Origin of the sequence: Leptospira kmetyi serovar Malaysia str. Bejo-Iso9 (assembly GCF_000243735.2) — a bacterium.
Classification (GTDB): domain Bacteria; phylum Spirochaetota; class Leptospiria; order Leptospirales; family Leptospiraceae; genus Leptospira; species Leptospira kmetyi.
In genome coordinates, this window is sequence record NZ_AHMP02000003.1 from 2,230,039 (window position 1) to 2,250,760 (window position 20,722).

At 44.5% G+C, this 20,722-nt stretch carries 18 protein-coding genes and 1 tRNA gene; 10 read left to right on the forward strand and 9 right to left on the reverse strand.

Going from position 1 to position 20,722, the window contains the following annotated elements; genetic code table 11:
* Positions 1-15 precede the first annotated feature (15 nt).
* Positions 16-1,716, reverse strand: coding sequence for an acyl-CoA dehydrogenase family protein (locus LEP1GSC052_RS12745; protein ID WP_010573847.1), 1,701 nt, complete (start codon positions 1,714-1,716; stop codon positions 16-18).
* 458 nt (positions 1,717-2,174) lie between these two features.
* A complete protein-coding gene (locus LEP1GSC052_RS12755) occupies positions 2,175-3,317 on the reverse strand; it encodes an alpha/beta fold hydrolase (RefSeq protein WP_010573845.1) in 1,143 nt (380 codons plus the stop codon).
* Between the two features lie 619 nt (positions 3,318-3,936).
* Here LEP1GSC052_RS12755 and LEP1GSC052_RS12760 point away from each other — a divergent pair.
* On the forward strand, positions 3,937-4,275 hold the full coding sequence (locus LEP1GSC052_RS12760; protein ID WP_020986317.1) for an LIC10421/LIC12816 family protein: 339 nt from the start codon (positions 3,937-3,939) through the stop codon (positions 4,273-4,275).
* A gap of 282 nt (positions 4,276-4,557) precedes the next feature.
* On the opposite strand, the gene LEP1GSC052_RS12765 is transcribed toward LEP1GSC052_RS12760, so the two are convergent.
* On the reverse strand, positions 4,558-5,223 hold the full coding sequence (locus LEP1GSC052_RS12765; protein WP_010573843.1) for a protein-L-isoaspartate O-methyltransferase family protein: 666 nt from the start codon (positions 5,221-5,223) through the stop codon (positions 4,558-4,560).
* 94 nt (positions 5,224-5,317) lie between these two features.
* Here LEP1GSC052_RS12765 and LEP1GSC052_RS12770 point away from each other — a divergent pair.
* Positions 5,318-5,390 (forward strand) — tRNA-Phe (locus LEP1GSC052_RS12770).
* Between the two features lie 15 nt (positions 5,391-5,405).
* On the opposite strand, the gene LEP1GSC052_RS12775 is transcribed toward LEP1GSC052_RS12770, so the two are convergent.
* Positions 5,406-5,648, reverse strand: coding sequence for a hypothetical protein (locus LEP1GSC052_RS12775; protein WP_010573842.1), 243 nt, complete (start codon positions 5,646-5,648; stop codon positions 5,406-5,408).
* 107 nt (positions 5,649-5,755) lie between these two features.
* Here LEP1GSC052_RS12775 and LEP1GSC052_RS12780 point away from each other — a divergent pair, with 107 nt between their 5' ends.
* Together LEP1GSC052_RS12780 and LEP1GSC052_RS12785 are read left to right on the forward strand one after the other, a co-directional pair.
* Positions 5,756-6,193, forward strand: coding sequence for an ATP-binding protein (locus tag LEP1GSC052_RS12780; protein WP_010573841.1), 438 nt, complete (start codon positions 5,756-5,758; stop codon positions 6,191-6,193).
* Between the two features lie 311 nt (positions 6,194-6,504).
* Positions 6,505-7,683 (forward strand): DUF1577 domain-containing protein, encoded by a 1,179-nt coding sequence (locus LEP1GSC052_RS12785; protein ID WP_010573840.1) that lies wholly within the window; start codon positions 6,505-6,507, stop codon positions 7,681-7,683.
* A gap of 43 nt (positions 7,684-7,726) precedes the next feature.
* On the opposite strand, the gene LEP1GSC052_RS12790 is transcribed toward LEP1GSC052_RS12785, so the two are convergent.
* The 5 genes from LEP1GSC052_RS12790 to LEP1GSC052_RS12810 form a co-directional block, all read right to left on the reverse strand.
* Positions 7,727-8,983, reverse strand: a complete 1,257-nt coding sequence (locus tag LEP1GSC052_RS12790) for an NHL repeat-containing protein (protein ID WP_010573839.1) — start codon at positions 8,981-8,983, stop codon at positions 7,727-7,729.
* A gap of 9 nt (positions 8,984-8,992) precedes the next feature.
* Positions 8,993-10,084, reverse strand: a complete 1,092-nt coding sequence (locus LEP1GSC052_RS12795) for a helix-turn-helix transcriptional regulator (protein ID WP_010573838.1) — start codon at positions 10,082-10,084, stop codon at positions 8,993-8,995.
* 240 nt (positions 10,085-10,324) lie between these two features.
* A complete protein-coding gene (locus LEP1GSC052_RS12800; RefSeq protein WP_010573837.1) occupies positions 10,325-10,765 on the reverse strand; it encodes a hypothetical protein in 441 nt (146 codons plus the stop codon).
* A 31-nt stretch (positions 10,766-10,796) separates the two neighbouring features.
* Positions 10,797-12,290, reverse strand: a complete 1,494-nt coding sequence (locus LEP1GSC052_RS20730) for a methyl-accepting chemotaxis protein (RefSeq protein WP_051185368.1) — start codon at positions 12,288-12,290, stop codon at positions 10,797-10,799.
* A 62-nt stretch (positions 12,291-12,352) separates the two neighbouring features.
* Positions 12,353-12,766 carry a globin family protein gene (locus LEP1GSC052_RS12810; RefSeq protein WP_020986456.1) on the reverse strand — a complete coding sequence of 138 codons (414 nt, stop codon included), beginning with the start codon at positions 12,764-12,766 and terminating at the stop codon, positions 12,353-12,355.
* Positions 12,767-13,090: 324 nt separating this feature from the next.
* Between LEP1GSC052_RS12810 and LEP1GSC052_RS12815 the strand changes: the two genes are divergently transcribed.
* The 6 genes from LEP1GSC052_RS12815 to LEP1GSC052_RS12845 all read left to right on the forward strand — a co-directional run bounded on the left by LEP1GSC052_RS12815 (position 13,091) and on the right by LEP1GSC052_RS12845 (position 20,705).
* Positions 13,091-13,495 carry an STAS domain-containing protein gene (locus tag LEP1GSC052_RS12815; protein ID WP_040913553.1) on the forward strand — a complete coding sequence of 135 codons (405 nt, stop codon included), beginning with the start codon at positions 13,091-13,093 and terminating at the stop codon, positions 13,493-13,495.
* A gap of 160 nt (positions 13,496-13,655) precedes the next feature.
* Complete coding sequence (locus LEP1GSC052_RS12820) at positions 13,656-15,326, forward strand: GGDEF domain-containing phosphodiesterase (RefSeq protein WP_010573832.1); 1,671 nt, start codon at positions 13,656-13,658, stop codon at positions 15,324-15,326.
* A 2-nt stretch (positions 15,327-15,328) separates the two neighbouring features.
* Positions 15,329-15,781, forward strand: a complete 453-nt coding sequence (locus LEP1GSC052_RS12825; RefSeq protein WP_010573831.1) for a hemerythrin domain-containing protein — start codon at positions 15,329-15,331, stop codon at positions 15,779-15,781.
* 430 nt (positions 15,782-16,211) lie between these two features.
* A complete protein-coding gene (locus tag LEP1GSC052_RS12835) occupies positions 16,212-19,250 on the forward strand; it encodes an NHL repeat-containing protein (RefSeq protein ID WP_020986204.1) in 3,039 nt (1,012 codons plus the stop codon).
* Between the two features lie 97 nt (positions 19,251-19,347).
* Positions 19,348-19,971, forward strand: a complete 624-nt coding sequence (gene coaE, locus LEP1GSC052_RS12840) for a dephospho-CoA kinase (RefSeq protein ID WP_010573828.1) — start codon at positions 19,348-19,350, stop codon at positions 19,969-19,971.
* Positions 19,968-20,705, forward strand: coding sequence for an SPOR domain-containing protein (locus tag LEP1GSC052_RS12845; RefSeq protein WP_010573827.1), 738 nt, complete (start codon positions 19,968-19,970; stop codon positions 20,703-20,705). The genes coaE and LEP1GSC052_RS12845 overlap by 4 nt, the downstream gene beginning before the upstream one ends.
* Positions 20,706-20,722: the final 17 nt, after the last annotated feature.

A 20,722-nucleotide genomic window follows, 5' to 3' on the forward strand; every position in this document is an offset into this window, starting at 1 on the left:
CGTGCGGTCGACGTTTCAAGGAGCCATTTCGTACGCGTCTTTGTAAGAATAAACCTTAGCGCAGATTCTGTTGAAAAGCTCCTCGTTCTCCGCAGGTTTGTAAATCATCGAAAGACATTTTTCTATCTGTTCTTTCGTGCTGCTTCTTTTGGAATAAAGCTGAAGCGCATATTTGGAAAAATCCCTCACCATAAAATCGAAAATCTGATCGAGAAGATCGTCTTCCACCTTTTCGATCGCCGCGTTTTCGATCAAAAGCTGACCATAAGCGACTAACGTGAACAATTCTCCGAGAATCAGCATAAAGTCCAAATCCTTGGATTGTTTCGAATCAGGCGGAGTGGATTTCAAAAAGTCCTTCAAAACTTCGATCTGCTTTCTGAAAATCTTCACGTTCGGAAGATCCACGCTCGCATACGTCTTGTTGTAATCGTGAAAGGTGATCTTTTCGAAACCTTTCGAAGTCGTTCCCTGGTTGAAAAGAAAACCGTCGTTTTTAAAATCGTCGACCTTCGGAATCGTAGGAAGGGAAGAATTCGGTTCGAAGAAATAGTTGTTCATGAACTTAATGATCAAGGCCATGTTTACGTGAGCCGTTCCTTCGAGTTTAGGAAGACCTCGGATGTCTTTCGCCGCCATTTCGAAATACATGTTCTTTTCAAAACCTTTCGCGGCGATCACGTCCCAAAGAAGATTGATGACCTCTTCTCCCTGCATCGTAACCTTCATCTTAACCATAGGATTGAAGAGAAGATAACGTCTGTCGGTCGCGGACGCGGATCTCATATAATCCTTCGCTCTTGCGGCGAAAAGTTTCATCGAAAAAAGTCTGCAATACGCGTCGACGAACATCTGTTTGATCTGAGAGAAGTCGGTCACGTAACGATTGAAAAGTTTTCTTTTGGAAGCGTGATTGAGAGCCTCGTAAAAAGAATGCGTACAGATTCCGATGGAAGCCCAACCTAAGTTGTATTTACAAACGGCGATCGTACTCAAAGAAGCGTCCCAAGCTTCTCTGTCTTTGGAAAGAATGTCCTTTTCCTGAATCGGATATTCCTTCAACGCGTATTCTCCCACATAACTTTGGGAATTCACGACGTTTTGAACGAGTTCGTAATTCTTATGACCGGAGTTGACCGCGAAGAAAACGTAGTTACCGGTGTCTTTCATCTTACCGAACGTGGAAACGATCGCGGCTTTGTTCGAATTTCCGATATAATACTTTCTACCGTTGGCGATATAATCCCCGTTGCCTTTGTTCTCCAAAGACATATCGCTGGAAATCAAATCGGCTCCGTGTTCTTTTTCGGAAAGACCGAACGCGAAGATTTCCCCCTCTTGAAGAAGTTTTGCGGTTCTATGTTTGACTTCTTCATTCTTACTGTTCCAGATCGGACCGAGTCCGAGCATGGTAACCTGCCAAGTATACCAATAACAAAGACCGTAAAAACCCGCGATCTCGTTGAAGTCGCAGATACGAGTCGTGTCCCATCGAGAATCGCTTTCGCCGTAACCCGCGGGAGTCATCAGAGTCGCGAAAACCTTTTCCTGTTTTTGAAACTCGAGAAAATCTCCGTACCAAGTCTGATTGCGATCGTCCTCTTTCAGTTTATTCTTTCCTTTTTTTTCGAAAAAGGCGATGGTTTGCTTCATGATGTTTCTGGATTTTTCATCCAGATGTTTGAATTCCGTTTTTTTGGGGTTCAATAGATCCATATTTATCTCTTCTTTTATCCGTTCGTATCGGGAATGGGAGCGTTTCCGGTGGAAAACGACGTTTGGAAAACGCTCTAAAGGAGAATCAAACCCTGAAAAGGACTGTAAATAAGAAATTTATCCGCTTGTTCAAAATCTAAGGAAAGACTTCAAAATCCTTTTTTACCGAATCCTGTTTGTTAAGAGAAGAAAGAATTGAACCGAAATCGGGAATTGAAAATCGGCAAACGGAAGCGCATCTAAATCGTCAAAAATAAAAAACGAAGAATCGCGTTCCAAGACAAAATACAAAGACGAAACTCGTTCCGAATTTCGAAGACAAAAACGAGTAAAAACGAAGGTCGGCGTTCGATTCAATCACATTCCAATTATAGAATATTCTAAATTTAATACATTCGATTTCAAAAAGAGTCGCACCCGCGAGCGTTCGAGTGCGACAAAAAGAGCGTTTGAGGATTTTAAAACAAAGAAAGCAAAAGATCCGGTTTGGAATACGGAGTTCCGTGAACCGCTTCCGAATCCGAAATCACGGAAAGAGGCAAACCGGTTTTGAGATAATCCGCAAGCCCCGCGCTTTCGGCCTGGCTAAAAAACGGATCCTTATCCAACCAAGCGACTTTGAGATTGAAACCGTTCCAGATATTTCTGCGAACCGTAAATCGAGAGACCGCGTTGTTCGTTCTTGCCGTCGGATCGAGACCGACGATATTGGCCGCCGCCGCATAAGGTTCCCGATTTTTGACCTTAGGAAGATTGGCGGCGGAAGGCGCGCCGGAAACGGGCACTCCGTTGACGGAATACTTGCTCGATATAAAAAAAGCGTCCGGAGTATCCACGTAATTCCCGATCAAAATGTTGGTGCTCGTCACCTTAAAATCGATCACGAGTTTTTTGGCGGAATACGGATTATCTGCGGGAAGATCTCCTCCCGCCCAAGGCAAAGGATTCGGAATATCGCTCGCGATCAACACGGTATTTTCGATTCCGTAACTCGCTCTTAAACTGCTCGCCATTTCATTTACGAGACGATCCTGCAAAAGTTGAACGACAAGTCCTCCGATGCTATGTCCCACAATCGTATTAATATTTTTGAATTCTTTTTGAGTCATCTGATAGAGCAATTCCTGCACGACATCCGTGTATTCCCATACGCTCAATTCTCCGTAAACGGGCGGTCCGAAAATCGGATACGTCGATAAATAACTTCCGCCGTGTCCGGGAAGATCCACTGCGTAAACGTCGGTCGCCTTTCCGGTCGCGATCAATCTTTGGGCCAAGGGTGCGAAGATGGAACTGTTGTCACCGAAGCCGTGAATGCAAAGAATTCCTTTGCGGTTTACGGTCGCTCCGGAAGAATAATGATTCACACGAATGATGTGTTTCGTGATAGGAGCGTTGAAATCGTCCGCAAGCAACGAAGACGCGCCGTCGATATAATACGTCAATACCGGACCGTCTTGAGGCGGTGGAGAATCGATCGGTCTCGCCCCGATGGATTTCGTATCGATTCCAAAAACCGTAGCAAGCAAAAACAAAATCGAAACTTTTCCGATCCACTTTGTGCGAAGATCGCACGCCATGAAATTCAATGGATTCTTCATCTATTTTCTCCCAATTCTAATTAATTTTTGATAGGGAGGGAACTCTTTTTAATTCAAACCGCGCTCAGCCAAACATAAAAATCATACATTGTCTACAAAAATAACACAGACGGATATAAATTTGATAACCAACTTATAAGTAAATGGTCATATTAGAATATAAAGATTTTATGATTTAATAAATTATGATTTTGAGTGATTCATTTTGCGTTCGGAAAAATGCAAACAAGTTTTTAAGCTGTATGAGTTCCTACATTTTCGATTGTGATTTCCGGATCGCCCTGAATTGAATTTCAAAACGTAAGAGTTCCCACAAAATCGGAACGAAGTCTCAAAAGGATTAAAAGAATCGAGACGGAAACCAAAAGAAAGAATGCTCACCAATGCGCGAATCATCGAAAATCTTTCGTTTCGTGCGGGAACTCTACACGCGCTTTTAAGAACAAAAATTCTCCCTTCTTTCAACCAAACAAAAGCCTGAAGAGAAGAAAGATAACAACTTTGCCTTATATCTTAAAAACCTAAGATCTAAAATGCTCTCATGGAACAAAAAGAACGATTCAGAAAGAACCCCCTTTAAAACCATGACGTCTAAATGATAGAAGGCTATAGGCTATTTATGAAATCAACACGCATCTTAACATCCCTATTCCTTTTGGCTTTTTTTCTTGTTTCGAATTCGAACTTTGCGATCTCCGAAGAAACGGAACAAAAACTGATGGAAAAAGCTTTGATCGAAAGCGCCGTCACCAAAGAACAAAAAACTGCGGTTGCCAACTATTTGCGCGCCGTTTCTGCTCAAAAAGCCGCGAGAGCGGAAGAATTGCGGGAACTCTCCAAACGTTCTACGGGCGGAAAGTTTTTGGCAAGCAAAGCTCAGTCGGATCGTTATCGCAAACAAGCGGAAGCCTTGGAAAGAGAAGTCGAAAGATATCAAATTCTTTTAAACGAACTTTGAAGAATTTGTAAGAGTTCCCACAAATCAAAAAACGAGCGAGGCTAGTCCCCGCATCCGCGAAGTAGTTCCTACATTCCTAACAACGAACCAATCCAAGCTCGCGTGCGTGGGAACTCCTACAACACAATTCAACTTGACTTCATGCTATTTTTCTGATATAGAAAATTCTCGGCAAATCACCCACAAAGCCCACCTCCACCACCCAATTCGGGCGGGGGCCCAACCGGATCACGACAAGATCGTGTGAACTCCTACAAAATCTTCACCAACCCTACTCCCCGACTACAACAAAGGAACGAACTTCACTCCGCCCTTCGACTCAAAGGACCAACCGTTCAACGTTCTTTTAGCAACCATCAAAAACTGTTCTTCTTGACCCAAAGGAAAAACAAAAATTCCGCCGGGAACCAGGGACTGAAAGTAGGAACTCCCCACACTCGGAAGATCGGGAAGAGCCGCGCAAGAAATCATCTTATCAAAAATCAGATCGGGACCGAGAACCTGAGGAGCGCTTCCGCTTTCAAAACGATTCGAAGTCGTACAACCCGGACTCCAGCGTTCCAAATTCTCGACCGCGGATTGAAACAAAGAATCAAAGAACTCGACCGAAAAAAGTTTCGCGCCTAAAAAAATCAAAACTGCGCTTTGATAACCGGAGCCGGTTCCGATTTCAAAAATCCGATCGCCTTTGTGCACATCGAGAAGATACGACATCCAAGCGACCATAAACGGTTGTGAAATCGTCTGATGAAAACCGATCGGCAAAGGTTTATCTTCGTAAGCCTGAGAAGAATGAGAAGCGAGCGTAAAACATTCTCTTGGAATCGAACGCATCGCGGAAAGAATTTCCTTGTTTCGAATCCCGCGCGAGAAGATTTGCGAATCGACCATCTTCCTTCTTTCTTCTTCACGAAGGCTCGGGTCGCAGATTTTGGAAGAGGAGGACATTTTATCTCTCCCGGAAAGCGTCCGGGGAGAATGGGGAGTTTCCGATCTTTTTCGTTGACAGTGAGGACTGTTTTTCTATGCTGTCCATGAGTTCGGCCTTGTAGCTCAGTCGGTAGAGCAGAGGACTGAAAATCCTTGTGTCGGGAGTTCGATTCTCTCCGAGGCCAGAACTCACTTCCTTTTTACTTCGCCGCTTTTCTTTCTTCTCCCAATTTCCAAAGTTCCGAAAAAACGACTTCATCGATCACCTTACAAAGTTCCGGCTTATACAATTTTTTGACCGGAGGTTTCGGATAGATATGAATTTCGTCCGTGTTGGGAATGTAAGTCATCATCTTTTGGATCTGATCCTCGCCTTCCACTTCGTACATTGTATAAGACATTCCCTTGGAAGGAATGACTTGTTCCGTTTCTAAATATTTCATTCTTCTCCTAAACCTCTTTTGTCCCCTCTCGCTTGCGAGCGAAAGAATTTCCTGCTGGATGTTTCCTATAGGCTAAACAGATTCAACGTATTTGTAAAGTAAAAGAAATGAACGAAGAAGAAGCCAAGTCCATCATTCTGATCCGAGGACTTCCCGGAGCGGGAAAAAGCACGCTCGCAAAAATCTTATCCGAAAACGGGAAATACCCCGTTTTGAGCGTGGACGATTATTTTACGGATTCTTCCACGGGACAATATCGATTCGATTATAGTAAGAATCATCTCGCATACAAACACTGCGAAGAACGCGCTCGCAAAGCGGCGGAGAATGGAACCTCGAAAATTTTCTTGGACAACACGTTCACGCTTTCCTGGGAAATGGAACCATACTTTCAAATCGCATCCGACTTCGGTTATACGATTTTTGTTTTAACCGTGGAAAACCGTCACAATGGAAAGAACATTCATTCCATAGACGACGAATCCCTAAAAAAGATGGCTTCCAAGTATAAGATCCGACTTTTACCGGAAGAACTTTCTTCTTAAAAAATTCTCACGTTAAAACGAACCTTTTTATGTTCCTTTAGAGACGGTTTTCTTAGGAGAAAATTCTCGGGGAACCTCGGGTCCGCTTCTTTCGCATAACGTGCTCTTCCGATAAAACGAACCGGGAACAAACGACATCTCTCTCCGAATCATCGTTCTCTTTGTTTTCGTTCTTAATTCTTTCTAAATTCAGTGTCAAATTATCGATCCTATAATTTGAAAAGTCGCTTAGGAAATTTTATATTTACCAAATTCTCAAGTCATCCTATCCTATGTTGCTTATATTTTGCCGGTGAGCAAGGTTTTGTAGGATGGATTCCATGTACACGAATAAAACGAAAGTCAGAGATTTAGACGTTATCCAATCGCCGGAGCAAAGAAAGCATATTATAGAAAAACATTTATTGAAGCAGAGCTTAATTATAAAAGGCGACATGGAGAAAGAAACGGTCGTCATTCAAAAATACATAGACGAGGGCGAAAAAATTTTAGTCGAGTTGTCGGGAGAAAAGGGACTTCCGGAAAACGGAGAAATCGTTCTCTATCGAATTCTCGCAAAGTATGTTCAACTGGAATGCGGTTTTTTAAAAACGATTCATCCCAAACTCGTAGAACTCAGCGTAAACAAAATCTCGATCGCAAAATCCAATCGCGCGTTTCCAAGATACGCGGTCGCGGAGGACTCGGCCCATGTCACCAATATCAATTCTTCCAAGACGGTGATCGACGCGTCCTTGTTTAACATTCCCACCTTGGTCAAGGTTAGTTTCGAGGATTACAAAACGAAATTAAAAACGGATCAACTCGGTTTGATCGAGATCGACGTTTTCAAATCGGACCAAGACGAAAAGTTCGAGCTTGTGAAAAGAACCAAAAAGTTCATTCATATCGAAAACACTTCTTTGCAAGAATCCTACAAATCCAAAAACGAAAATCAAATCGACATAGAGGATCAGATTCACGAAGAGATTCCTTCCATGATGCGAAAATACAAGGACGAGAAAATCGTTTCCGAGATCATCTATCCGATCGTTTACATCAATCATTCCAGACAATCCATTCCTCTCGGTTATATCTGGGTTAAGAATAAGGAAAAAACTCTCGGCGCGGATACGATCGAAAAACTTTCCGAACTTTCAAAAGAAATGGTGGCGAGAATCAAGGAATCGAACACGGTTTTGACTACCGAAAAATTTCCGATCATGGATATATCCAACAACGGGATCTCCATCAAGATCACGGAACCCCATCTCATTCAAACCCTTCCGAAACATACGGGTTTCGTTTTCGATATCTATATCCGTATGCAAGGATACTTTAAGGTTTTCGGCGCGATTCGTTGGGTTTCTTACGATGAAATCGGGAATCTTCTTCTCGGCTTGGAGTTGGTGGGCAAATCCTCCTTTCCGGGCGAAAGGGAAAAGTTCCATAAAAACGTGGAACTTTTGGGCCAGGGGAAATTTACGGGTTTAAAAACGCACGCGATCTGAGCGTTCCGTTAAAAACGTTTCCATACTTAAGTATTTTTGAATATTAGAATTTATTGAGATACGCGGATTGTAGGATCGCGTCGCAGATTCTTCCGTTTGCCTTGGGATCGATTTCCAAGAACGTATTGGCGTTATAAGGAACTCCGTAAATTTTTCCGTTCGACGCTAAAATTCCTCCCATCCACGCGCCGCCTCCGGGTGCGGTTCCGAAATACGTAAGGGTATTCGTGCTTGGATCGAGTTCCACAAAGGACGTAGCCTCAAACGGAATTCCGTATATCTTGCCGTTCGGCGCGAGCACCATTCCCGAATATTGGTTTATACCGCCCGGAGCCGGGTCGAGCAGAGTAAACGAAGGGACGTTTGGATCGATCTGCATAAAGAAAGAATAATTATCCGCCGCTACGTAAATTTTACCGTTAGGCGCAATCGTACCTCCGGAGAACTTCCCGTCGAAGCTGAAAAGAAAGGAAGAAAAATCCGTTCTGATATTGGTAGTCGGATCGAGTTCTGCGAATTGACTCGCTCTTGCGGGAATCAGATAAATTTTTCCGTTCGGACCGAGCACCGCTCCGGAATAGGCAAGACTCAAAGGTACGGTCCCGAAATTGGTCTGGCTTCGAGCGATCGGATCGATCATGCTAAACGTTATCGTATTGGACGGCATTGGATAATAATTACCGTTAGGCGCCATTACCCCTCCCGCAAAAGACGCTCCTCCGCTTGAGGTTCCGTAATTGGTTACGGTACGCGCAACCGGATCCAAGGAAGCAAACGTAAAAGAATCGGCCGGAATCAATTCTATGTTTCCGTTCGGTGCGAGAATTCCGCCGAACCACGCGAACGCTCCCGGCGCCGGTGCGATCGTAGTAAACGTGTTCGTATCCGGATCGAGTTCTATAAAGTTGGAACTCGAACTTGGGATCGGATAAATCTTTCCATTCTTTCCAAGAACCGCTCCCGAAAAAGCGGACGTATCCGGTATCGTTCCGAATGTGGTCGCGATCGGAGGGCCGCTACTTCCCTTACTCGCTTGCGCTTGTAGTTCGTCTTGAACCTTACTCCATTCGCTCGGTTGTATAACCTGTAACGGAGTGTCAGAACAGACTCCGGCCTCCGTAGGGCCGGGAACGGGTTTGTTCGGATCGGTGGTTCCCGATCCGCAACCGGGATCGATCCCGGCTTTGCAACGATAGATCAACATGTTTAGAATCGAATCACCGAGCGGATTTTTCGGAGCCTTTACGAAACAGGCCCCGAAAAACGAGAAGCCGAAAAATAAAAGAAGAAGTTTATTCATTCAATAATTCTAATTTAGAGTATATGAATGTTTTTTAAACAGATGCGCTTCCCTGAATTTTTTAGGAGACATTCCGGTTTCCCTCAGAAACGCCCTATGAAAGACCGAATTCGAATTAAAACCGACCGCGTTGCCTACGGAAATCACGGAACGACTCGGATCGTTGATCAGGATCATCTTCGCCTCTTCCACCCGGAATTGGTTGATGTAATTGTTGAAGTTGATCCCCTTGTGATCGTTGAGATAGGAAGACAACTGATGTACGGAAACTCCGAGTTCCTCTGCGACGCTCGGAAGTCGTATGTCCTCGTCGAGATAGATTCTTTCCTCGTGGATCAGATAGTTGAGTTGTTTTTCCAATGCTTCTATGTCTATATCTCCGAGAATGGATTTTTTAGGAGTATTCTTCTGCGCTTCGGACGCGGTCTCGTCGTTTAACAAATCCTGGAAATAAACGCTGATATAGTAAAAGTAGATGATCTCGAAAGTGGTTACCACTCCCGAAAGCAACACGAGAACCTTGCTGTCCATAAAGATTCCCACGATTTCCAACAAGGCGCAAAACGAAACGGTGACTACCAAACCGGCGAGCACCTTTGACTTTACGCTTCTAAAATCGAAGACGTGATTGGTGAACATACGATAGACGGCGATTCCGACGTAGACGATCACGAACATATCGGTAAGATACAAAAACATTCCGAACTCGAATCGACTCTGCTGATCGTATAAACTCGCGACCGGGATCGAAAGAACGATGGGAGGAATCAGGTTCCAATAGTATTTCGTGGGTAGCTTCGAATATTTCGAAAAGACCATTATGGAAATCAAATATACCAAAATACCCGCGGTAGATAACGCGATTAGGTCGATCTGAAAAAGGAATCGTTTCATCCAGTTATAGGAAACCGAATTGATCGTCGTTTCGTCGAAATACTGAAATATCGCCGTGAGAACCAAAAGCGCCGAAAGGAAATAATCGATCTGTCCCCTCGCCTTAATCAAACGTCCGATTCCGATAATCAAAGCGAAGAACGCTCCGAATCTCGCGATCTCGATCAGTAGGTCTTCTCGTAGTAACCATTCTATCGTATTTAACATAGTCTCAACATCCACACTTGAATTTCTTCTTTTATAATTCGATTTTCAATTCATGAAGAATTCCCAATTCATATCAATCGTTCCAATTAATAAGATATTTCCTTCACTCATAATTACCGATTCAAATGGCCAACAAAATATAGCCGGTTTTTTTTCACTTCAAAGATCGCCGACATCAATTGGAAGGAACGATCGACATGTATTCAAGAATGAACTTCGCGATTTGATTCCTACTTAGCTTCATCCGGTCTTTTCACGAACGGCAAACGTAGCGTTAACCAAAATCGGGAACAAAAGTTCTATTTCGTTCTGAACGCGTATATACAACAGGTCCATCAGCTCATTGGAGTCTTTGATAAATTGGGAAGGTTTCTCCAAGATCAACGAAGGAAGGGACCACTTCGTAACATACGTACGAACTCGATTCTTCAGTTCGTTTCTTGCGCTTTTCGTACAGAATTCGTACTGCTCGTCGCCGAGCTTGTCCTCCGGTAAAAACTCGAGAAGAATCAAACTGGATTCCATCATCATGTGTTCGCTCAATTTGGCGTTTAAGGTCGCGAGAATATCCAGGACTTCGTTGACCCGATCCGTTACCGAATCGCTTCTTAAAATGCGGATCAACTCTATCACTAACTTCTTGAGTATCTCGTTTTGTTTCTTATATACTTCGATTTGCATGTTTCTTCTCTTACTGTATTCGTCTTCGTATCTAACCAGATTCTTCTTGAGTTAGGGTTTCTTTGTTTCGGAGAGGATCGATCCGAATCGACTTTTCGCTCAGTCTGTTCGAATAGTCCATTAGAGATTTTGAAATCGTCAGACTGTCCTCGGCGATCAGGGAAATCTTTGAAATCTGCGTCTCCATTCCGAGGTTCGCGTTTTTATGTTGTTTGATCGAGTTGTAGATCTCGTCGGACTTTTTATCGATCTGATCGCCGCTGTATTTGATACGCGCGCGCTTTTGAGTTTGAAGTTCGACTAGATTTACGATTTCATCGCTTGAGTTTTTCAATTTTTTTAGATCGTTAATGATGATCTCGTATAAGTCCTTGGATCTTTCCACAAGGGAATGACCTATGTTCGCTTCTTGAAAACTTTTATGAATCAGGGATTCGATCGTCTTTGCGCTTTTGTCCGTTTCTTCCGCTAAAGATCGGATCTCTCTTGCGACCACCGAAAAACCTCTTCCGTAAACGCCCGCCCTCGCCGATTCGATCGCGGCGTTTAACGCGAGTAAGTTGACTCTCTCCGAAATCTGCTTGATAAGCGAAGTGATGAGTTTCATTTCCTTCGAATTGTTTTCGATTTTTGTGACGCTTTCAGCGAGCAGGCCGATCGTGTCCGAACCGGTTTCGATGTTCGTTTCCATCGCGGAAACGCCGAGGAGAGAATTCTCCACCGCGTCGCCCACACGATCGATCATCTCGTCGAGTTGTTTGATCTCCACGTTCAAAGAGGAAACCAAAACGTAATACGAGTCCGAATTGCGGTCTATATTGTTGATTTCGCTTCGGATCGAATTCGCCAAAGAATGGATCTCGAGAATTCTTTCGTGTTTTTCGTTCACGTTCGAATAGAGAATATGCGAAGTTTCGTTGATCAAATCCGCGAGACCCGATACTTCCATAAAACGTTTTTTAATCGTTTCCGTTTCCGACTTGAGATTGGTTCCGCATTCTCGGATCGTTTCCGCAAGCGACAACAAGGCCGGGCTATCGGTCAGTTGTTCTTCCGCAAACGGAGAAAGTTGAAAGGAATCGGATTCCACTTGATGATTCAGGATCTTGATTCTTCCCGAAAACGCCTTCGAATCGTAATAAAAGAATCCGTTTAAAAAAACGAAAAAACCCAACGTGATCATTCCGAAAACCGTAACCGTTTGCACGTCCCTTCTTCCGGAGATTCCGTTTCGGATCGTTTCCGTTCTAGGGAGAATGAAAGGGGAAACGTCCTCTTTTACTTCGATAAGCCTTGCGTCGGCGTTGATCAGAACGTTCGATCTCGTAGAATATTCCAATTTTTGCAACTGTTCGATTCTTTGAAGATAGAGTTCCTCCGCCTTATCGTTTCGATCCAGAAAACGATACAACGTATAACAGAAAAAAACAGCGTAAATCAGAGTCGCCATAGCCAATACCGCGCGCGGACTTCTTACGAGTCTTCCCATTCCGATAAAGAACTTTCTTTTGGATTTCGTTTTCATAGATTCGGACAGATCGCCTAACGACATTTAAACGGTTTTATAAGATCGCATTCTTACGATTCTTATTGTTTACTACCTTCGATGGCCGTTTTAGCCACGATCTGATAGATATCGGTCCACAATCCCTTCAACTTAGGCGTGAATTCTTCACCCAAACCCTGTTGTAACGTCGCGAGAAGCGCGGTTCCCACCACGTCGTAGTCCTGCGTTTTTACGCCATATTTAAGATGTCGTTTACCCATGTCTTGGATGACCGGAATCAAACTGGAAAGATCTCCGAGGCCGGATATCAAGGTTCTAAGCATCACCATCAGCTTTCTTCCTTGTTCGGTCATATCGCCTTTGAACATCGCCTTATAACCTGGTTCCAATTCGAAAAGTTTTTTGTAGAACAACGAAGCCACTTCGTCCTTATTCGTATAAACCTTTTCGAAACTGGATCTCACCATTTCTATTTCATCATTTCCTAATATCATTATGCTCTCCGTTTTTTTCGGATTGTATCAAACGAAAATCAGGATCACAAGCGGATTTTAAACTTCTGCGTATTACGAAACTTTCATCTTAATTCAATCAGTATTGTAAAACAGAGATAATATTGATTTATAATAAGTTACCACATTCGTTTTATTTTCCACGTTCGAGAATCATTTTGCCAATTCTTGTACCGTTTTAGTAATGGAAGAAAATCGAGGCATAAACGAAGTATAATTTAGATCAAATAATTGTTTCTTAATTGTTATTGAATTTATAGATCGACAAGAAATAAGATGAACAAAGACGTTTTTACGGGAGAATTTATGGAAACCAAAACCGATACGATCAGCCACAAAACGAACGATATGACGCTAACGATCGAGAATATTTCTTCAGCAGGAACTCTTCCGGGACCGGCGGTTATCATTCAGATCCAAGGAGACATCAATATTTTTTCGGCCAAGAAATTGAAGGACGCCTTCAACGATTCGATCGAAAAAGAAATTAACATTCTTCTAATAGACCTTTCGGGCGTACGCGGAATGGATTCTTCCGGAATCGCGACCTTTATCGGAGCACAAACCCGTTTAAACAAGACGCCTAACGCGGGACTGGTATTATATTCGCTTACGCCGCAAATCGAAAAGATGTTGGAGCTGACGAGACTTAAGGCCTTGTTTAAGACCGCTTCCAACCTTTCGGATGCGATCCGTTTGTTCAGCGCTTAATGATTCAAAAGAATTTCAATTTTCCGTCGTAAAGACTAAGATACCATAATTGCTAAAAAATTATAAGACTAAACTGAAAGTTTTATAAGTCCGTTTTCTATTGCACGTTCGCTTTGATAAACTACTACGCCATAGGCTGGGTAGAAAAGTGACAAACAACGTGCAAGTATCTCCTCTCATATTAAGAAGAGCGATTAAGTTCTGTTCCGATAACTCGAAAGAAGGAATCGTTCTGTTTTCCAAAAGCTGGGATTTGTTGTATTCGAACAGCACTTTCGAGCAGTTGCTTCAATCTCCGAATTTTCAAAGCATATACGACGCGCTTTTATCTCATTTCAAATCCGCGAAAGAGATTTCCTACGAAAAGGAGACGGGGCTTTCCAGCCTTTTGTTGGAATCGGGAGTCATCGACGTCGCGTATTTCAACGATATGACGCTGATGTTGAACTTTATCGTTCACGATTTGGAGGAGGTCAACGCGGTTCGATTCCTTACGGTAAGACAGAATTTTTCGGTCGATACGAAAGAATCGTTTTATCAGGATCGTTTTACCGGTCTTCCGAATAAGAATTACTTTCTTTCGATTTACAGCAACAATCGGATCTACAACGGAAAATCCAAAAACGAATACTTCCTTTTCTTGATCTCTCTTTCCAATCCGGATTCGATCCTGAACAAAGAGGATAATTTTTATTACGAGTCGATCGCTCTTAAGATCGCGGATAGACTTAAAAAATACATTTCCAAAGGGGATCAGATCTTTCGGCTCGGTTCGGAACGGTTTTTGATCGCGACTTCGAATATCGATTCCGAGTTGGAAGCGGAATGGTTCGCGGAATGTATCATACTTTTGTTTTCCTTTCCGTTCACGTATCGGGAAAGGGAATTCCATTTAAACGCAAACGTAGGTTACGCGCAATTCGATCAGTTGATCAATTCAGATCTGAATTCGCTTAGAATTCTCGAGGAAGCGGTTCAGCAATCCGCGTTGATCGGCCCGAATTCCTTCTATCACTACGACAGAAACACGATCGAACAAAACGCGACCCGCGCGAAGATCGAAATCGATTTAAGAAAAGTGTTAAACCGAAATGAGTTGGAACTCGCTTATCAACCGATCCTTGATCTGAGACAGGATTCGATCCTTTCGATGGAGGTTCTTTTACGTTGGAATCATCCCGAAAAAGGCAAACTGATGCCCGCGAGTTTTATCTCGATCGCGGAAAGTTCGAGTTTTATCAAAACGATCGGAGAATGGTTGATCTGGGACACTCTCAAATCCTACAGCACTTCGATCCTAAAGGACAATCAGATCTGTATTTCGCTTAACATTTCGGCGAAACAACTCAACGACAAACAGATCTTCAACGTTCTTAAGGAGGCCACGGATTTTTACGGAATTTCTCCCGATTCGATCATCCTGGAAATCATAGAGGATTCTTTCGACACGAACCTGGTCAAGGTCAACAAGGTGATCGGTCTTCTGAAGGATTTCGGCTATCGTTTTGCGATCGACGACTTCGGCAAAGGTTATTCTTCCCTGGGAAGATTGCAGACCCTTCCGGTGGACTACATCAAACTCGACAAGGTGTTTCTGTTCAACTACTTCAAATCTTCTAGTAAGACCATCATCTCTTCGCTTATCAATTTGATCCAGGCCATGGACAAGGCGATCATCGTGGAAGGGGTGGAGAATCCGAGTCAACACGAACTATTAAAAGAACTGAACTGCAATTACGCACAGGGTTATTTTTATTCTTATCCTTTGGAATCTTCGAAGGTCGAGGAATACGTTAAAGCGAAATTCAACCAAAAAATCTCAAGGAGCTGAACGTGGAACTGATCGGAAAACTCAAAAAACAACACCAAATCGTGAACGAATACGCTCACCAAATCGAATCGGAAATCGACAAGGCGAACCCGAACATAGGCCATCTCGTCGAATTGCTTTCCATCTTTTCGGCCTCCCTACTCTTTCATCTGAACGTGGAAGACATGGAACTGTATCTGAAAATGGAAAGTTATACGCACAACTCTCCTACATTAGTTTCCCTTTTCGAACAATATCAAAAGACCATGTTCGGTTTAAAGGATACGCTTCTCGATTACGCGAGCAAGTATTCGGATCCTCTTACGATCGAAATGAATTTTTCGGTGTTTCGGGACGAGACCGAGGAGATTCTCGATCACCTCAGAAGCAGAATCGACAGGGAAGAATCCGAGTTCTACCCCCTGATCGAGGAGATTCTCAGAAAACTCGCGCTTGAAACAAAGACGGCAAAATGATAAGCGAAGTGTGGAATTATTATGAGAAGGAATCGGAATCGTTCTGTGAAAAATCGGGTCATCCCCGAGGCAAAGAAAACGGTTTCGACAACAATAAGTTCGGTTTTATAAATTCTTGAGACCGGATATAAATGCGCAGTCCGGCATTCCGAATTATTCCATACTAATATTACGGATTTATAATACCTCAAAACTCGTTTTAATAAATTACTTGAAAATTTAATCCGACAATGTTTGGAATAAGTCCGTAAAGTGATTCGCACGACTTTTTGTTCGGATAAGGATTTTTTCTTCGTAGATAAATCCGTAAGAATCGGCGAAGTTTTTTTGTTTTAAATAAAATGTTGGAGGAAGGCCCGCTCGTAGATCGAAAACACCGTTTCGAATTCTCATATAAAAAAGATTTCGATCGTTCGGGCCGTGGAAAGAAATGACAAATATATTCAAGTTCCTGAATCTACTATTCGTTTCGGCGCTTCTGTTTACCTGGAGCTGCCTGGGAGAAAGACATTCTTCCCATCTTTCGGCCATCTTTAATATTCCCGGGTTTATCACTCCCACGGGAGGGATCGATCCCACACCCGCGCCGATCGGAGGAAACGTCACCGGTCTCACGGGAACGGGATTGATTCTCGTCAATAACAACGGCGATCCGATCACGATCTCGGCGGACGGAACCTTCTTATTCTCCCAAAAAGTGAAGGGAGGAGGTTCTTACAATATCACCGTTCGTCAGAATCCGGTTTCTCCTCCTCAGATTTGTTCCGTAAGCAACGGATCGGGCATCGTATCTTCACAAGCAATTTCTAATATTCAAGTGGTCTGTTCCGTTGTGGGCTTTTTCGTTTCCGGAAGCGTTTCCGGTCTTGCGGGAAGCGGCCTTGTTTTAAAAAACAACGGAACCGATCCGATTTCGATCAGCGCCAACGGAAGTTTTACGTTTCCCGTAAAAGTGGTGAACACGGGGACGTATAACGTTACGGTTTCGCAAAACCCGAGTTCGGTGACTCAAACCTGTTCCGTTACCAACGCCTCCGGCTTGATTGCGGGCGCCGATATTACGAACGTCGCCGTGACCTGTTCCACGAATTCTTATACGGTGGGTGGTAGCGTTTCCGGTCTTGCGGGAAGCGGACTCATTCTAAAAAACAACGGAACGGACGACTTGGCGATCACGGTAGACGGGGTTTATTCTTTCCTGACTTCGGTGGCAAGCGGCGGCGGTTTTAACGTTACGGTTTCTCAAAATCCTACGTCTCCGACGCAGACCTGTTCCGTTTCCAACGGTTCGAGCGTGATCGCGGGCGCGGATATTACGAACGCAAACATTACTTGTTCCACGAATTCTTATACGATCAGCGGAACCGTTTCCGGTCTTTCCGGAAGCGGACTCGTGTTAAAAAACAACGGAAGCGACGCCACTGCGATTTCGTCTAACGGAAGTTTTACGTTCTCCACCTCGATCGCGAGCGGCGCGACGTATACGGTGACCGTGTCGCAGAATCCTTCTTCCCCGACTCAAACCTGTTCCGTTACGAACGATACCGGCCTTGTCGCGGGCGCAAACATCACGAACGTCGCCGTGACCTGTTCCACGAATTCTTATACGGTGAGCGGTAGCGTTTCCGGTCTTGCGGGGAGCGGACTCGTTCTAAAAAACAACGGAACGGACGATCTTTCAATTTCGTCTAACGGAAGTTTTACGTTCTCCACCTCGATCGCAAGCGGAAGCGGATACAACGTAACCGTTTCCCAGGATCCTTCCTCTCCGACACAAACCTGTTCGGTTACGAGCGGAAGCGGCACGGTTTCCTCTTCGAACATCAGCGGAATCGCGGTTACCTGTTCCACGAGTTCCTTCAGCGTGGGCGGAAGCATCTCCACTTTGATCGGAAGCAACCTCGTTCTGAAAAACAACGGGACGGATCCGATCACAATTTCGTCTAACGGAACGTTTACGTTCTCCACTTCGATTTCGAGCGGTTCGGCGTATGCGGTTACGATCCAACAAAACCCGACTTCTCCGGCTCAGCTCTGTACGTTGAGCAACGATACGGGAACGATCTCATCTTCGAACGTAACGAACGTGGGAATTTCCTGCGGCGCCGCGCTCTACTCGGTCGGCGGAACGATTTCGGGTCTTACCGGAAATCTCACCTTAAAGAACAACGGAAGCGACACGACTACGATTTCGTCTAACGGAAGTTTCACGATGACGACTCCGATCGCGGATTCTTCCTCGTATAACGTCACGATCACGGGCCAGCCTACGGGACAAACCTGTTATATCGCGCAACCTTCCGGCACGATCGCGACCGCGGATGTGAACTCGATTCTCATCAACTGCGTGAACGGTACTACGTTCGGAACCTTGGTGAGCGGTAACAGCGTCGTAGCTTCTCTTCCGGTCGCTCCGTATGTGGAAAATCCCGCGACGGGAAGCGCGGATTGGTTTAGCGGGGACCCGGGCGGCGATCCCGATACGATGTTGGACGGGTTTGGATTTGCTTCCGGCTCCACTCCGATCGGAAGACTTTCCAACATGTATCATATCACAACCGACGGAATCAATATCTACGCCGTCGATTATAACCTTGCCACTCCGACTTCCGGAAAAGTGCGCAAACTCAATATCGCAACCAGGACGCTTTCCACTTTGGCGATCACGATCGATACTCCGAAAGGAATTACGACGGACGGAATCTTTCTCTACATCACGAGCCAAAATCATCATATCGTGAAATACAATCTGATGAACAATACGTATTCCACGATTGCGGGTGTTGCGGGAACAAGCGGCAACGCGGACGGAGTCGGAACTGCGGCTCGCTTTAACGCACCGAAAGGAATCGCAACCGACGGAACCTATCTCTACGTGGCCGATACGGGAAATCATAAGATTCGTAAGATCAAAATCTCGGATAACACCGTGACTACGATCGCCGGAAGCGGAACTGCGGGAACTCTCGACGGGTTGGGAACGGCCGCGAAGTTCAATCAACCGAGCCATCTCGTGTATGATTCCAACAAACTCTACGTGACCGATACGAACTCGAACAATATCAAATTGGTCGATCTTACGACCAGTCCGGTAACGGTGACAACGATCGCGGGAGATCCAGCGGGAACCTCGGGCAACGTGGTCAATGCGACCGGGACCTCTGCGAAGTTGACAAAACCGGTGGCGGTTACCCTAGACGGAAACTTTCTCTACGTCGTGGACGGAACTACGCTCCTCAAAAAGATTTCGAGAACGGCTCCGTATGCAGTGACAAACTTTTTGGGATGTTCGCCACAACCTCCGACGGGCGGAGCCACACAACCGGGAGGTCCCGACGGAGGAACGATCGGAACCTGCCAGGCAAATGAAGGAAGTTTCTTCGCTCCGAAAGGAATCGTCACGAACGGTAAAAGCATTTTCGTAGTGGAAATGCATCCTTACATGCGACTCATTCGAAAAATAGATTAACTATTCCTATCATTCCCCTTTCCGCTCATTTTGGGAACTTCCGAAAGGAAGTTCCTTTTTTGCTTGTACTTTTGTGCGGGAACTCTATCCTCAACGCATGCAGAGTTCCGACTCCGGTAAAAAAGCCTTCTTGGTCGGAATTACCGGAATGATCGGAGGAGGCAAAAGCACCGCGGCCAAAATTTTGGAAGAATTGGGCGGCTACGGAATCAGCGCCGATCGTTTAGCGAAACGTTATACGGAAGCGGACTCGCCGATTCTTACCGAACTCGTGGAACTTTTGGGAAAGGACATTTTGGATTCCGACGGAAAACCGGATCGGAAAAAAATTTCCAACATCGTATTCAACGACGTTCAAAGACTCGAGGGACTCAATCGATTGATTCATCCACGGGTTCGAAAGGATTTTCAAAAAATTTTGGAAACCGACGCGAAAGGAAGAATGGTGATTTGGGAAGTTCCGCTTTTGTTCGAGACGGACGCTTACACGCTCTGCGATGCGACGGTGGCCGTAGATTCCGATCCGGAAGAATCGATTGAAAGAACGATTTCGAGGGACGGAACTACGAAGGAAGAGGTTTTGGCGAGAATCAAAAACCAACTTCCTATCACGGAAAAGCTGAAAAAGGCCGATTATATTATCAAGAACAGAGGGAACTTGGAATCGCTCAGGGAAGAATGTAAAACTCTCTACTCCACTCTGTCGGGAAGAATGTTATGAAAGAAAAAATTTTTTACGTGATCAACTTAGACAATAAGAGAATTCTAATTCTCTCCATCTTCTTAATCGGGCTCCTCTTTTCCTTTTTCTTTTTGGGAGTTTCGGTCGGCAAAAAAAGAGCCGGAGGTTCCGCGGAAGAATCTCTCACGTTAAACGAAATCAAAAATCAGGAAGTCCAAAGTTCGATTCCTTTTTCCGAACCGGGTCAGATTCCCGCCGAAGGAAACAACACCGTAGCGTCCGCGGAGATTCCTGCGGCGAGCGTCAATTCTCCCTCGAACACAAAAGACTCGGTGACTTTTAAAAATATTCCACCCGCAACCGAAGTCGTCGAATTTAAAAAATCGGGAACAAGTCCCGCGAGCGTCGAAAAGGAAAACAAATCCGCGCCGGAAACTCTTTCGGTAAAAGAACCGGAAGGTTCCAGGGATTCGCAAAAAAACAAACGGAACGACGAGAAAAAATCCAAACGTGTTTCTTCCAAGTCCGCATCCGACGAAGAATCCTCCGGCTTTACCCTCCAAGTTGCCGCATTTAAGGAAAAAGAAAAAGCGGACGAACTAAAAAAATCAATCTCGGGTAAGGAGAAAAACGCGAAAGCAACCGTCAAAAAATCAAGAAACGGGTATTATACGGTACGATTCGGATCCGCTTCGTCTAAAAAAGAAGCAGAAAGTCTTGCAAAGTTATTACCTGCAAAATTGAGATCCGGAGTTATCGTAGTCAAGGATTGATTTTTATATTGACTCGA